Here is a 12,577-nt window from a genome sequence, read left to right as displayed (position 1 = left end):
GGCGTTATTCGTCTTCATCTTCAAAACGCGCCACGATCCGCTCGCCGGTATGACTGGCGCGTAATTCAGCAGCCACTTTCGTAATCGCCTCGCCACTGCTCATCCCCTGGGATATCAGTTCATGAATGCGTTCAACCGCCTGTTGCTGCTGATCGTGCGTGAGTGAAGGTAAACCTGCAATCATGGTGAACTCCTGCTAAATTATTAGCGCTAATTATTTCATGCTACCCGGCACATAGCCAGTGAAGTAGCAACGAGTCAGGACTGATGAAGACGTTATCTCCCGCTGTAATCACACTCCCCTGGCGTCTGGACGCCGCTGAGCACTATTTTGCCACATTAAGCCACCAGCCCTGGGCAATGCTTTTGCATTCAGGCCATGCCGACCATCCGCATAATCGCTTTGATATTCTGGTCGCCGACCCCATTACAACGCTGGTCACACATGCAGAAGAGACCGTTGTGCATGACCATCACGGCACTATGCAAACGGTTGATGATCCGATGACGGTTTTACGTTCGGCGCTGACATCGCTGACTATTCAGCCCGATTATAATCCCGATTTTCCCTTCCAGGGAGGCGCATTGGGTCTGTTCGGTTATGACTTAGGCCGTCGTTTTGAATCTCTGCCAACGGAAGCCGAACAGGATATCACGCTACCGGACATGGCGGTTGGCATTTACGATTGGGCGCTGATTGTCGATCATCAGTTGCAAAGGGTGTCGCTACTTAGCCACTCCGATGTACAGGCACGACGCCGTTGGCTGGAAAATCAACAGATACCCGTGCGCGAACCGTTTTCGTTAACATCCTCGTGGCAGTCCAACATGACCCGTGCGCAGTATGGTGAAAAGTTCCGTCAGGTGCAGCGTTATCTGCACAGCGGCGATTGCTATCAGGTCAATCTTGCCCAGCGTTTTCAGGCGCATTATCAAGGAGATGAGTGGTTGGCGTTTGTACGTCTCAACCATGCGAACCGCGCCCCGTTCAGTGCGTTTTTACGTCTTGAGGAAGGGGCGATTCTCAGCCTTTCACCTGAGCGTTTTATTCTGCTGGAAAACCAGCACATCCAGACGCGTCCGATTAAAGGCACGCTGCCCAGACTTGAAGATGCCGATGCCGATCGTCTGCAGGCTCAATCACTGGCGAACTCCCCAAAGGATCAGGCGGAAAACCTGATGATCGTCGATTTAATGCGTAATGATATCGGCCGCGTTGCCGAACCCGGTTCGGTACAGGTTCCGGAACTGTTCGTTGTCGAACCGTTCCCTGCCGTTCATCATTTGGTCAGCACCATTACCGCGCGTCTGCCAGAATCATTGCACGCCACTGACCTGCTGCGCGCCGCCTTCCCCGGCGGCTCTATTACCGGTGCGCCAAAAGTGCGGGCAATGGAAATTATTGACGAACTGGAACCGCAAAGACGCAACGCCTGGTGCGGTAGCATTGGCTATCTGAGCTTTTGCGGCAATATGGATACCAGCATCACCATTCGCACGCTGACAGCCACCAACGGACGCATTTATTGTTCCGCTGGCGGTGGCATTGTGGCGGACAGCCAGGAAGATGCGGAGTATCAGGAAACGTTTGATAAAGTGAATCGTATTTTGCACCAACTGGAGAACTGACACGTGGAATACAGCAGCCTGACGCTTGATGATTTTTTATCGCGCTTTCAACTCCTGCGCCCGCAGGTTAATCATACTGCGTTAAACCAGCGTCAGGCCGCCGTACTGATCCCCGTCGTGCGTCGTGCACAGCCGGGGTTACTATTAACTCAGCGTTCCGTTCATCTGCGCAAGCACGCCGGACAGGTCGCCTTTCCCGGCGGCGCGGTGGATAGCAGCGATGCCTCGTTAATTGCCGCCGCCCTTCGCGAAGCGCAGGAAGAAGTGGCGATCCCACCATCCTGCGTGGAGGTGATTGGCGTTCTGCCGCCGGTCGACAGCGTGACCGGTTTCCAGGTCACGCCGGTGGTAGGCATTATCCCGCCAAATTTGCCATATCGCGCAAGTGTTGATGAAGTTTCCGCCGTGTTCGAAATGCCGCTTGCACAAGCCCTGCATTTAGGTCGTTATCATCCGCTGGATATCTACCGTCGCGGCGATTCACATCGTGTATGGCTTTCCTGGTATGAGCAATATTTCGTCTGGGGAATGACCGCCGGAATAATTCGTGAGCTGGCGCTGCAAATTGGCGTCAAGCCCTGACTATACTTATCTTTACGCACACCATAGACAACTTGAAACTCAGGTCACAACATTAGTAAAACCGCGGTTATCTATTAGTTTAATTCATGTGAATAGTTAAGCCGATCGCCGCGTTCCCTCTTACACTATGCGCAGTTATAACATCGTTACTGGAAACCCCAGTCGCCCTGTAGGAGTATTATCGTGATTAGTCTATTCGACATGTTTAAGGTGGGGATTGGTCCCTCATCTTCCCATACCGTAGGGCCTATGAAGGCGGGTAAACAGTTCGTCGATGACCTGGTCGAAAAAGGATTACTGGACAGCGTTACTCGTGTCGCCGTCGACGTGTATGGTTCACTGTCGCTCACGGGTAAAGGTCACCATACCGATATCGCCATTATTATGGGTCTGGCGGGCAATGAGCCTGCTACCGTGGATATTGACAGCATCCCCGGATTTATCCGCGACGTAGAAACGCGTGGACGCCTGCTGCTTGCGCAGGGCCAACACGAAGTGGATTTCCCGCAGAATGACGGAATGCGTTTTCACAACGGCAACCTGCCGCTGCATGAAAACGGAATGCAGATCCACGCGTACAGTGGCGAAACCGTCATTTACAGCAAAACCTACTACTCTATCGGCGGTGGATTCATCGTTGATGAAGAACATTTTGGTCAGGATGCCGCGGGCGAGGTCAGTGTGCCTTATCCGTTCAAATCCGCCACTGAAATGCTGGAATACTGCAACAGCACCGGCCTGTCTCTCTCTGGCATGGCGATGCAGAACGAACTTGCTCTGCACAGTAAAAAAGAGATTGAAGAGTACTTTGGTAACGTCTGGCAAACCATGCAGGCTTGTATCGATCGTGGTATGAACACCGAAGGCGTGCTGCCGGGTCCGCTGCGCGTTCCTCGTCGTGCTTCAGCCCTGCGTCGTATGCTGGTTTCCAGCGACAAGCTGTCCAACGATCCGATGAACGTGATCGACTGGGTGAACATGTTCGCGCTGGCCGTTAACGAAGAAAACGCCGCGGGTGGTCGCGTAGTTACTGCGCCAACCAACGGTGCTTGCGGTATCGTGCCTGCGGTACTGGCCTATTACGATCATTTCATCGAGTCCGTCAGCCCGGATATCTATACCCGTTATTTCCTGGCGGCCGGCGCGATTGGCGCGTTGTATAAAATGAACGCGTCTATCTCTGGTGCAGAAGTGGGTTGTCAGGGTGAAGTGGGCGTAGCCTGTTCCATGGCTGCCGCGGGTCTGGCTGAACTGTTAGGCGCGAGCCCTGAGCAGGTATGTGTTGCTGCTGAAATCGGCATGGAACATAACCTCGGCTTAACCTGCGATCCGGTGGCGGGACAGGTACAGGTTCCGTGCATCGAACGTAATGCCATTGCGTCAGTGAAGGCGATCAACGCTGCGCGTATGGCAATGCGCCGTACCAGCGCACCGCGCGTCTCGCTGGATAAAGTCATTGAGACCATGTACGAAACAGGTAAAGACATGAATGCCAAATACCGTGAAACGTCACGCGGTGGCCTGGCAATCAAAGTTCAATGTGACTAATACTTATTTTTCGCCCATCTGCGACGGATGGGCGAATTTGCCCCCTCTCCCTCGTCTGGCGTAATTTTCCCCACTACACTTGCTCTGTTGCTGTTGGCTACTGTGACCAACGGCTTATCGGGCGGCCCGCATGCAAACAGCGCAAAGGATCATCAAGAACTATCGCCGGAATCGCTTAATCGTCTGCACATTATGTGCACTACTGACGCTCATTCTCACATTAACTGTCCGATTTATTTCGGAGCGTAATTTAAATCATCGCAATACCGTTACCTTTGCCAACCACGCCGTTGAAGAGTTGGATGACGTGCTTTTGCCCCTACAGACCGGACGCGATGTACTGCTACCGCTGATTGGGCTTCCCTGCTCAGTCGCGCGTTTACCTCTGAGTAAGCATGCAGCCAGACTGCAAACGGTACGTTCTATCAGCCTGATTCAGAGCGGGATCCTTTATTGTTCCAGCATTTTTGGCTATCGCAATGTGCCTATTCGCCAACTGGAGCCTGAATTACCCAGTCGGGAGCCGCAATTGCTGCTGTCTACCGACCATTCGTTGATTAAGGGCAGTCCGATTCTGACGCAATGGTATCCAGCATCTGCCGATGGCTCAGATGGCGTGCTGGAAATCGTTAACATTGATTTATTATCGTCCATGTTGCTTGAACCCCAGCCACCGCAAATTACCCATGCCAGCTTAACCGTCGGTAATCGCCATTTGCTATATGGACAGGGTGTTGTCGATACGCTACCTGAACTGGATAATGAAAAACGCTACCAGCTCTCATCGCAACATTTCCCCTTTACTATCAGCGTCACCGGTCCGGGTGCCAGCGAACTGGCTATAAAACATCTACCAACACAACTGCCGCTGGCGGTGATCCTAAGTTTTTTAGTGGGCTACCTGGCATGGCTGGCGACCGCCAGCAGAATGAGCTTCTCCTGGGAGATAAATCTGGCCCTTGCTGCACGGGAATTCGAGCTGTTTTGCCAGCCGCTACTTAATGCGCAAACCCAGCAATGTATGGGAGTGGAAATCCTTTTACGCTGGAATAACCCGCGCCAAGGTTGGATCTCTCCCGAAGTGTTTATTCCCATCGCAGAGGAGCACAACCTGATTGTGCCGCTTACCCGTCATGTCATCGCAGAAACCATTCAGCAACGGCACGTATTCCCGATGAGCAGCCAGTTTCATATTGGGATAAATGTTGCCGCCAGCCATTTTCGTAACGGTACGCTGCTAAAAGATCTCAACCAGTACTGGTTCAGCCAGCACCCTATTCAGCAGTTGGTTATCGAACTCACCGAGCGCGATGCGTTACTGGATGTGGATTATCGAGTCGTGCGCGAGTTAAATCGGCTTGGCGTAAAGCTGGCAATTGACGATTTCGGCACCGGCAACAGTTCGCTCTCCTGGCTGGAAAAGCTTCGCCCGGATGTGCTGAAGATTGATAAATCATTTACCTCGGCAATCGGGACAGACGCCGTGAACTCAACCGTCACAGACATCATTATCGCTTTGGGGAAAAAACTGAATATCGAACTGGTGGCGGAAGGCGTTGAAACACAGGCGCAGGCACAGCATTTACGCCGACACGGCGTACATTTATTGCAAGGCTTTTTGTATGCAAAGCCGATGCCGCTGCGCGATTTTCCCAAATGGCTGGCGGGCAGCACGCCGCCGCCCGCCCGGCATAACGGGCGACACAGTATGCACGTTATGCCGTTTCGCTAACCCCGCTTACTCGTCTTCGTCGTGAGCGGGTTGTTCTTTAACAATGCGAACTAAATCCACACGATAGTCATTGGCTTCGACAATCGTAATGCTCAACGGTGCAACATCGATAACATCACCTACGCGTGGAATATGGCCGTTAGCGGCAATGACTAAACCTGCCACCGTGGCGATGTCTTCATCTTCATTCACTAACGTATCCACGTCCAGCGCCTGTTGCAACGCATGCAGATCGGTACCACCTTTCACCAACCAACCGCCTGCATCAGCAATAATTTCAGGCGTTTCATCAGCATCCGGGAATTCACCGGCAATAGCTTCTAATACGTCCAACGGCGTGACCAGACCCTGGACTACACCAAACTCGTTAGTGACGATAACAAAGCTGCCGCGAGCGCGTCGCAGAACACCTAACAGATTGATAGGATCCAGCGTTTCCGGGACAATAATAGCCGGAGACGCAGAGGCAATGGCCGCCACATCCACACCGTCTTCCAGCGCGACCAGCAGCTCTTTAGCACGCACAATACCGATGATTTCATCCAGTTCGCCACGACACACCGGGAACAGGCTGTGTGGTGACGAGAGCAATTGCTCGCGAATTTCCTCCACGCTCAGGTCTGCATCAACCCAGCTAATTTCGCCACGAGGCGTCATAATGCCACGTAATGAACGCGACGCCAGAGACAGGACGCCGTTGATCATATAGCGTTCTTCTTCCACAAATGCGCCTTCCGGGACGGGAACCGGCACCGGGTTGTCGGATTCCATCTGCGCGCTGGCCTGACTTTTACCCCCCATCAGACGCAGGATTGCATCGGCAGTGCGCGCACGCAGCGGCAGCGTCGACTGGTGGCGAATAAAGTTCCGACGGGCAATCTGGTTAAACAACTCAATGATGATTGAGAAGCCAATCGCCGCATACAGATAGCCTTTCGGAATATGGAAGCCAAACCCTTCGGCAACCAGGCTCAAACCGATCATTAACAGGAAGCTCAGACACAGCACCACCACCGTCGGATGTTGGTTCACAAATCGTGTCAGCGGCTTAGAAGCCAGCAGCATCACGGCCATAGCAATCACGACCGCCGCCATCATCACCGGCAGATGGTTGACCATACCAACCGCCGTAATAACGGCATCCAGCGAGAACACCGCATCGAGGATGACAATCTGCGTCACAACAACCCAAAAACTCGCATACCCTTTTGCCTGGCCGGTATCATGTTCACGGTTTTCCAGCCGCTCATGCAGCTCTGTCGTGGCCTTGAACAAGAGGAAAATCCCCCCCAGCAGCATGATCAGATCGCGCCCCGAGAACGAGTAGTCCATTACCGTAAATAGCGGCTTAGTTAGCGTCACCATCCACGAAATCACGGACAACAAGCCCAGGCGCATAACCAGTGCCAGTGACAAACCGATTAAACGCGCTTTATCTCGCTGTTTTGGCGGCAGCTTATCAGCCAGGATCGCAATGAAGACCAGGTTATCAATACCCAGAACAATTTCGAGAACGACAAGCGTGAGCAAACCCACCCAAATCTGCGGGTCCATTAATAATTCCATGACAAGCTCCTGCTTAAGGAATGACCAAACTGCGCGCTGAGGATCTCAGGCGTTGAAGCGATATGCAGAGAAAATTTGTGGCAAAAAGTGCCAATCTGACAGGCTTGATACGGCCTGATAGTGAAATGACGTCGGTGACGATCCATATGGTGAGCTACTGCCCTATACTCCTGAGTAATTAAACCGATGCTAAACATAACAGAGACAACCGTTTTTTAGCAAAGATTTACCTTCCTTTGCAATAAGTTGTTTCGGAGATATTTTACCCTTCGAAATTTCTTTTTATCGGAAGTTAAATTACGGATCTTCATCACATAAAATATTTTTTTCGATATCTAAAATAATTCACGAAAATCATAGGTTTTTCTTTGTAACCCTTATCTGAATCGATTCGATTGCGGACGACGATTCAAATACATCTTCACGTTGATGTGTTAACGATAATAAAGGAGGTAGCAAGTGACCATTGCTATTGTAATAGGCACACATGGTTGGGCTGCAGAGCAGTTACTTAAGACAGCAGAAATGCTGTTAGGCGAGCAGGAAAACGTCGGCTGGATCGATTTCGTTCCAGGCGAAAATGCCGAAACGCTGATTGAAAAGTACAACGCTCAGTTGGCAAAACTCGATACCAGTAAAGGCGTGCTGTTTCTCGTTGACACATGGGGAGGCAGCCCGTTTAACGCTGCGAGCCGCATTGTCGTCGATAAAGAGCATTACGAAGTCATCGCCGGTGTGAACATTCCCATGCTGGTTGAAACCTTCATGGCGCGTGATGACAACCCCAGCTTCGATGAATTAGTGGCACTGGCCGTTGAAACCGGTAGTGAAGGCGTGAAAGCGCTGAAAGCAAAACCGGTGGAGAAAGCCGCTCCAGCCCCAGTCGCGGCGCCAAAAGCAGCAGTTCCCGCCAAACCGATGGGTCCGAACGATTATATGCAGATCGGCCTGGCGCGTATTGATGACCGCTTAATCCATGGTCAGGTGGCAACTCGCTGGACCAAAGAAACCAACGTAACACGCATTATCGTCGTCAGTGATGAAGTTGCCGCCGATACCGTGCGTAAAACGCTGCTGACCCAGGTTGCACCTCCGGGTGTGACGGCGCATGTGGTTGATGTCGCGAAAATGATCCGCGTCTACAACAACCCGAAATATGCAGGTGAGCGTGTGATGCTGTTGTTTACCAACCCGACCGACGTAGAACGTATCGTTGAAGGTGGTGTGAAAATTACCTCTGTAAACATTGGCGGTATGGCTTTCCGTCAGGGTAAAACGCAGGTAAACAACGCAATTTCTGTCGATGAAAAAGACATCGAAGCCTTCAAGAAACTCAACGAACGCGGTATTGAGCTCGAGGCTCGTAAGGTTTCTACCGATCAGAAACTGAAAATGATGGATTTGATTGCCAAGGTGAAATAACGCCCTGGCATTTACTTAGTTTTCACACTTAAGTCTGTATAGCAATAGGAGAAGTACAATGGAGATTACCACTCTTCAGATTGTGCTGGTGTTCATCGTCGCATGTATCGCGGGTATGGAGTCGGTACTCGATGAATTTCAGTTCCACCGTCCGTTGGTGGCCTGTACGCTGATTGGTGCCGTTCTCGGTGATATGAAAACCGGTATCATCATCGGTGGTACCCTGGAAATGATCGCCCTGGGCTGGATGAACATCGGTGCTGCGGTTGCACCTGATGCCGCATTGGCCTCAATTATCTCTACCGTTCTGGTTATCGCGGGTCACCAAAGCATTGGTGCAGGTATCGCGCTGGCTATCCCACTGGCAGCAGCAGGCCAGGTACTGACTATCATCGTTCGTACTATCACCGTAGCATTCCAGCACGCAGCGGATAAGGCGGCAGAAAACGGTAACCTGACGGCGATCTCCTGGCTGCACGTATCCTCCCTGTTCCTGCAGGCTATGCGTATCGCTATCCCGGCGGTAATCGTGGCGATTTCTGTTGGTACCAGTGAAGTTCAGAGCATGCTTAATGCCATTCCGGAAGTAGTGACCGGCGGTCTGAACATCGCAGGGGGTATGATCGTAGTGGTTGGTTATGCGATGGTCATCAACATGATGCGCGCAGGCTACCTGATGCCATTTTTCTACCTCGGCTTCGTCACCGCGGCATTTACTAACTTCAACCTGGTTGCTCTGGGTGTGATTGGCGCAGTAATGGCTATCCTCTACATTCAGCTGAGCCCGAAATATAACCGCGTAGCCGGCGCACCTGCTGCTGCGGCTGGCAATAACGATCTCGATAACGAACTGGACTAGCAGGTGAGCGAAATGGTTGATATGACTAAAACTACCACCGAGAAAAAACTCACTCCGAGTGACATTCGTGGCGTGTTCCTTCGTTCTAACCTGTTTCAGGGCTCCTGGAACTTCGAACGTATGCAGGCGCTGGGTTTCTGTTTCTCCATGGTGCCGGCTATCCGCCGCTTGTACCCGGAAAACAACGACGCTCGTAAGCAGGCTATTAAGCGTCACCTGGAATTCTTTAATACCCATCCGTACGTAGCAGCCCCCGTATTGGGCGTTACGCTGGCGATGGAAGAGCAGCGTGCAAACGGCGCAGAGATTGACGATGGTGCCATCAACGGTATCAAAGTTGGTCTGATGGGACCGCTTGCAGGCGTGGGCGACCCGATCTTCTGGGGTACCGTACGTCCGGTATTCGCCGCACTTGGCGCAGGTATCGCGATGAGCGGCAGTCTGCTTGGACCACTGCTGTTCTTCATCCTGTTTAACCTGGTTCGTCTGGCAACCCGTTACTACGGTGTGGCATACGGCTACCGTAAAGGTATCGATATCGTTAAAGATATGGGCGGTGGCTTCCTGCAGAAACTGACTGAGGGGGCGTCAATCCTCGGCCTGTTTGTCATGGGGGCATTGGTTAACAAGTGGACGCACGTAAACATCCCGCTGGTGGTTTCCACTATCACCGGTCAGGATGGTCAGACTCGCGTCACCACTGTGCAGACTATCCTTGACCAGCTGATGCCGGGTCTGGTTCCTCTGCTGTTGACTTTCGCCTGTATGTGGCTGCTGCGTAAAAAAGTGAACCCGCTGTGGATCATCGTTGGCTTCTTCGTCATCGGTATCGCGGGCTACGCTGTCGGACTGCTCGGCCTGTAAGACTGTTGTACATCACCGGGGGCTTGCCCCCGGTTTTTCTATTTAGAGGGTTGAGGATTCATGACTATCACGGACCTGGTGCTGGTTCTTTTTATCTTTTCGCTGCTGGCGTATGCCATTTACGATCAGTTCATCATGCCCCGCCGTAATGGCCCTACTCTGCTGTCTGTCGCCCTGCTTCCTCGTAGCAGAGTCGACAGCGTTATCTTCCTTGGCTTGATTGCTATTCTTATCTACAACAACATCACCAGCCACGGCGCGCAATTTACCACATGGTTATTATGTGCACTGGTATTGATGGGACTGTATCTGTTTTGGATCCGTACGCCAAAAATCATCTTCAAACAGAAAGGCTTTTTTTTCGCCAATGTCTGGATTGAATATAACCGGATTAAAGAGATGAATTTATCTGAAGACGGTGTCCTGGTGATGCAATTAGAACATCGAAGATTACTGATTCGCGTACGGAATATAGACGATCTCGAAAACATATATAAACTTTTAATTTCAAATCAATAAGTTACAAATATAGCCTGAACTATGTTTTTTATATATCCATTCAAAAATAAACATAGCTAAGGCTATATCCCACCGCTCATAATGTTATTTATTTTAACGTTTTATTTATAAATAAATCTAAATGAAAATCGTTTTCAATTAGAGGCCAAATATTATTTCTGCGTTTCTTGTTTTATATTCTCAAAATATGTTAAGGTTGCGCCCGTCGTTGGGGAGTAGCCGATTTCCAGACTCCGGAAATGTACGTGTCAACATACTCGTTGAAAAACGTGGCGCGTACGGACTGATCTTACAGGTTCAGTCAGGCGAGACCATAGGCACATCAACTGCAATGCATACCTGAATGGCGCTGTATTTACAGTGATTCCAGCCTGTATGCATGGTTACTGGGGGCAGTGATGTGTGTTATGGATACCCCGGTCAGGACGCTGTTATGAATCTCACCGCTACTGTTCTTCTTGCTTTCGGCATGTCGATGGATGCTTTCGCTGCATCAATTGGCAAAGGCGCCACCCTGCATAAACCCAAATTTTCTGAAGCACTGCGCACCGGCCTTATTTTCGGCGCCGTTGAAACGCTTACGCCGCTCATTGGCTGGGGCATGGGTATGCTCGCCAGCAAATTTGTACTGGAGTGGAACCATTGGATCGCCTTCATTCTGCTGATCTTTTTAGGCGGACGAATGATAATAGAAGGCTTTCGCGACGACGGGGATGAAGATGAAGAGCCACAGCGCCGCCATGGCTTCTGGCTGCTGGTCACCACCGCCATTGCAACCAGTCTCGACGCAATGGCCGTCGGGGTGGGTCTGGCTTTCCTGCAGGTCAACATTATTGCCACAGCGCTGGCCATCGGCTGCGCCACGTTGATTATGTCTACGCTCGGCATGATGATCGGTCGTTTCATTGGCCCGATGCTGGGCAAGCGAGCTGAAATTTTGGGCGGGGTGGTACTGATAGGTATTGGCGCCCAGATCCTCTGGGCACACTTCCACGGTTAATTCAGGCGCTGCCAGATATGAATACTAAAGTCTGTCTGGCAGTCAAACGTCGTTTTTCCGGCTAACGTTTCCCACACTTCCGACTTTGCCCGCCAGGCGAACGGCGTCATTTGCAGTAACGCAACGGCCTCGCTACCTTTGAGCTGCATCTGATACCCCAGCGCAAGACTCTCTTGCAGAACAAAACCGTCCAGTTGCTCAGTGTGTGGCGCATGCAAACGCACCTCATCATAAATCAGCCCTTTCAGCTCCATTAAATGACGCGGACCCGGCGTGGCGGTAATAACCCAGCCACCCGGTTTGACCACGCGAGCCAGCTCCGGCGCTTTACAGGGCGCATAGATCCGGATGATGGCATCCATTGACTCGTCGGCAAACGGCAGGCGATGGCTGGAGGCAACGCAAAAGGTCACCTGCGGATAACGTCGGGCTGCGGCCTTAATCGCCACTTTAGAAACGTCAAGACCAAAGGTTGTACAGCCCGTCAGCGCATCGGCAAAGGCATGGGTGTAATACCCTTCCCCACAGCCAATATCCAGGATCGCCGCATCTTCTGAACTCAACCTCTGGGTGAGCGCATCCACAATTGCTTCGCGCAGCGGCTGATAGTGTCCGGCATCGAGAAATGCCCGGCGCGCCTGCATCATCTCCGCGCTATCACCCGGATCGCGCGACCGTTTGTGCTGAACCGGCAGTAAGTTGACATACCCTTCTTTCGCCACGTCAAACTGGTGCCGCCCAGGGCAGACAAAACTGTTATTCGCTTGAGTAAGAGGCTGGTGGCAAAGAGGACAGGAAAACGACATGACAACTCCGGCAGGTGACTTAAGGGCGCAAGTGTAACGCGAATTGCGCC

At 51.7% G+C, this 12,577-nt stretch carries 12 protein-coding genes; 9 read left to right on the top strand and 3 right to left on the bottom strand.

Annotation, left to right across the window (positions count from 1 at the left end):
• Positions 1 to 4: 4 nt before the first annotated feature.
• The gene (locus tag HV350_RS11085) at positions 5 to 184 is read right to left on the bottom strand and encodes a YoaH family protein (RefSeq protein ID WP_016153388.1); all 180 of its coding nucleotides are present in this window, start codon (positions 182 to 184) and stop codon (positions 5 to 7) included.
• 83 nt (positions 185 to 267) lie between these two features.
• Between HV350_RS11085 and pabB the strand changes: the two genes are divergently transcribed.
• The 4 genes from pabB (at position 268) to HV350_RS11065 (ending at position 5,491) form a co-directional block, all read left to right on the top strand.
• Complete coding sequence (gene pabB / locus HV350_RS11080; RefSeq protein WP_181630483.1) at positions 268 to 1,629, top strand: aminodeoxychorismate synthase component 1; 1,362 nt, start codon at positions 268 to 270, stop codon at positions 1,627 to 1,629.
• Between the two features lie 3 nt (positions 1,630 to 1,632).
• Complete coding sequence (locus HV350_RS11075; RefSeq protein ID WP_016153390.1) at positions 1,633 to 2,211, top strand: CoA pyrophosphatase; 579 nt, start codon at positions 1,633 to 1,635, stop codon at positions 2,209 to 2,211.
• A 183-nt stretch (positions 2,212 to 2,394) separates the two neighbouring features.
• A complete protein-coding gene (sdaA, locus tag HV350_RS11070) occupies positions 2,395 to 3,759 on the top strand; it encodes an L-serine ammonia-lyase (RefSeq protein ID WP_016153391.1) in 1,365 nt (454 codons plus the stop codon).
• Between the two features lie 130 nt (positions 3,760 to 3,889).
• Positions 3,890 to 5,491, top strand: a complete 1,602-nt coding sequence (locus tag HV350_RS11065) for an EAL domain-containing protein (RefSeq protein WP_016156794.1) — start codon at positions 3,890 to 3,892, stop codon at positions 5,489 to 5,491.
• Positions 5,492 to 5,497: 6 nt separating this feature from the next.
• Here the strand turns inward: HV350_RS11065 and yoaE are convergent, their stop codons facing one another.
• Positions 5,498 to 7,057 (bottom strand): CNNM family cation transport protein YoaE, encoded by a 1,560-nt coding sequence (yoaE, locus tag HV350_RS11060; RefSeq protein ID WP_016153393.1) that lies wholly within the window; start codon positions 7,055 to 7,057, stop codon positions 5,498 to 5,500.
• A gap of 459 nt (positions 7,058 to 7,516) precedes the next feature.
• Between yoaE and manX the strand changes: the two genes are divergently transcribed.
• The 5 genes from manX to mntP all read left to right on the top strand — a co-directional run bounded on the left by manX (position 7,517) and on the right by mntP (position 11,721).
• A complete protein-coding gene (gene manX / locus HV350_RS11055) occupies positions 7,517 to 8,479 on the top strand; it encodes a PTS mannose transporter subunit IIAB (protein WP_047416602.1) in 963 nt (320 codons plus the stop codon).
• A 58-nt stretch (positions 8,480 to 8,537) separates the two neighbouring features.
• On the top strand, positions 8,538 to 9,338 hold the full coding sequence (manY, locus tag HV350_RS11050) for a PTS mannose transporter subunit IIC (protein WP_016153395.1): 801 nt from the start codon (positions 8,538 to 8,540) through the stop codon (positions 9,336 to 9,338).
• Positions 9,339 to 9,350: 12 nt separating this feature from the next.
• Entirely contained in the window at positions 9,351 to 10,202 is an 852-nt protein-coding gene (locus HV350_RS11045) for a PTS mannose transporter subunit IID (RefSeq protein ID WP_016153396.1), read from the top strand.
• Between the two features lie 60 nt (positions 10,203 to 10,262).
• The gene (locus HV350_RS11040) at positions 10,263 to 10,721 is read left to right on the top strand and encodes a DUF986 family protein (RefSeq protein ID WP_016153397.1); all 459 of its coding nucleotides are present in this window, start codon (positions 10,263 to 10,265) and stop codon (positions 10,719 to 10,721) included.
• 433 nt (positions 10,722 to 11,154) lie between these two features.
• The gene (mntP, locus tag HV350_RS11035; RefSeq protein WP_016153398.1) at positions 11,155 to 11,721 is read left to right on the top strand and encodes a manganese efflux pump MntP; all 567 of its coding nucleotides are present in this window, start codon (positions 11,155 to 11,157) and stop codon (positions 11,719 to 11,721) included.
• Here the strand turns inward: mntP and rlmA are convergent.
• Positions 11,718 to 12,527, bottom strand: coding sequence for a 23S rRNA (guanine(745)-N(1))-methyltransferase (rlmA, locus tag HV350_RS11030; RefSeq protein WP_181630481.1), 810 nt, complete (start codon positions 12,525 to 12,527; stop codon positions 11,718 to 11,720). The genes mntP and rlmA overlap by 4 nt on opposite strands.
• Positions 12,528 to 12,577 lie beyond the last annotated feature (50 nt).

Source organism: Citrobacter sp. RHBSTW-01013, assembly GCF_013781985.1.
GTDB classification, from domain to species: domain Bacteria; phylum Pseudomonadota; class Gammaproteobacteria; order Enterobacterales; family Enterobacteriaceae; genus Citrobacter; species Citrobacter braakii.
The sequence above is the reverse complement of the archived record's forward strand: the minus strand, read 5'-3'. Positions and strand labels throughout refer to the sequence as shown.

Coding starts and splice junctions, on each gene's coding strand:
- mntP (WP_016153398.1), top strand. CDS start 11,155: ATGAATCTCACCGCTACTGTTCTTCTTGCTTTCGGCATGTCGATGGAT.
- manY (WP_016153395.1), top strand. CDS start 8,538: ATGGAGATTACCACTCTTCAGATTGTGCTGGTGTTCATCGTCGCATGT.
- HV350_RS11045 (WP_016153396.1), top strand. CDS start 9,351: ATGGTTGATATGACTAAAACTACCACCGAGAAAAAACTCACTCCGAGT.
- pabB (WP_181630483.1), top strand. CDS start 268: ATGAAGACGTTATCTCCCGCTGTAATCACACTCCCCTGGCGTCTGGAC.
- yoaE (WP_016153393.1), bottom strand. CDS start 7,057: ATGGAATTATTAATGGACCCGCAGATTTGGGTGGGTTTGCTCACGCTT.
- rlmA (WP_181630481.1), bottom strand. CDS start 12,527: ATGTCGTTTTCCTGTCCTCTTTGCCACCAGCCTCTTACTCAAGCGAAT.
- HV350_RS11065 (WP_016156794.1), top strand. CDS start 3,890: ATGCAAACAGCGCAAAGGATCATCAAGAACTATCGCCGGAATCGCTTA.
- HV350_RS11085 (WP_016153388.1), bottom strand. CDS start 184: ATGATTGCAGGTTTACCTTCACTCACGCACGATCAGCAGCAACAGGCG.
- HV350_RS11040 (WP_016153397.1), top strand. CDS start 10,263: ATGACTATCACGGACCTGGTGCTGGTTCTTTTTATCTTTTCGCTGCTG.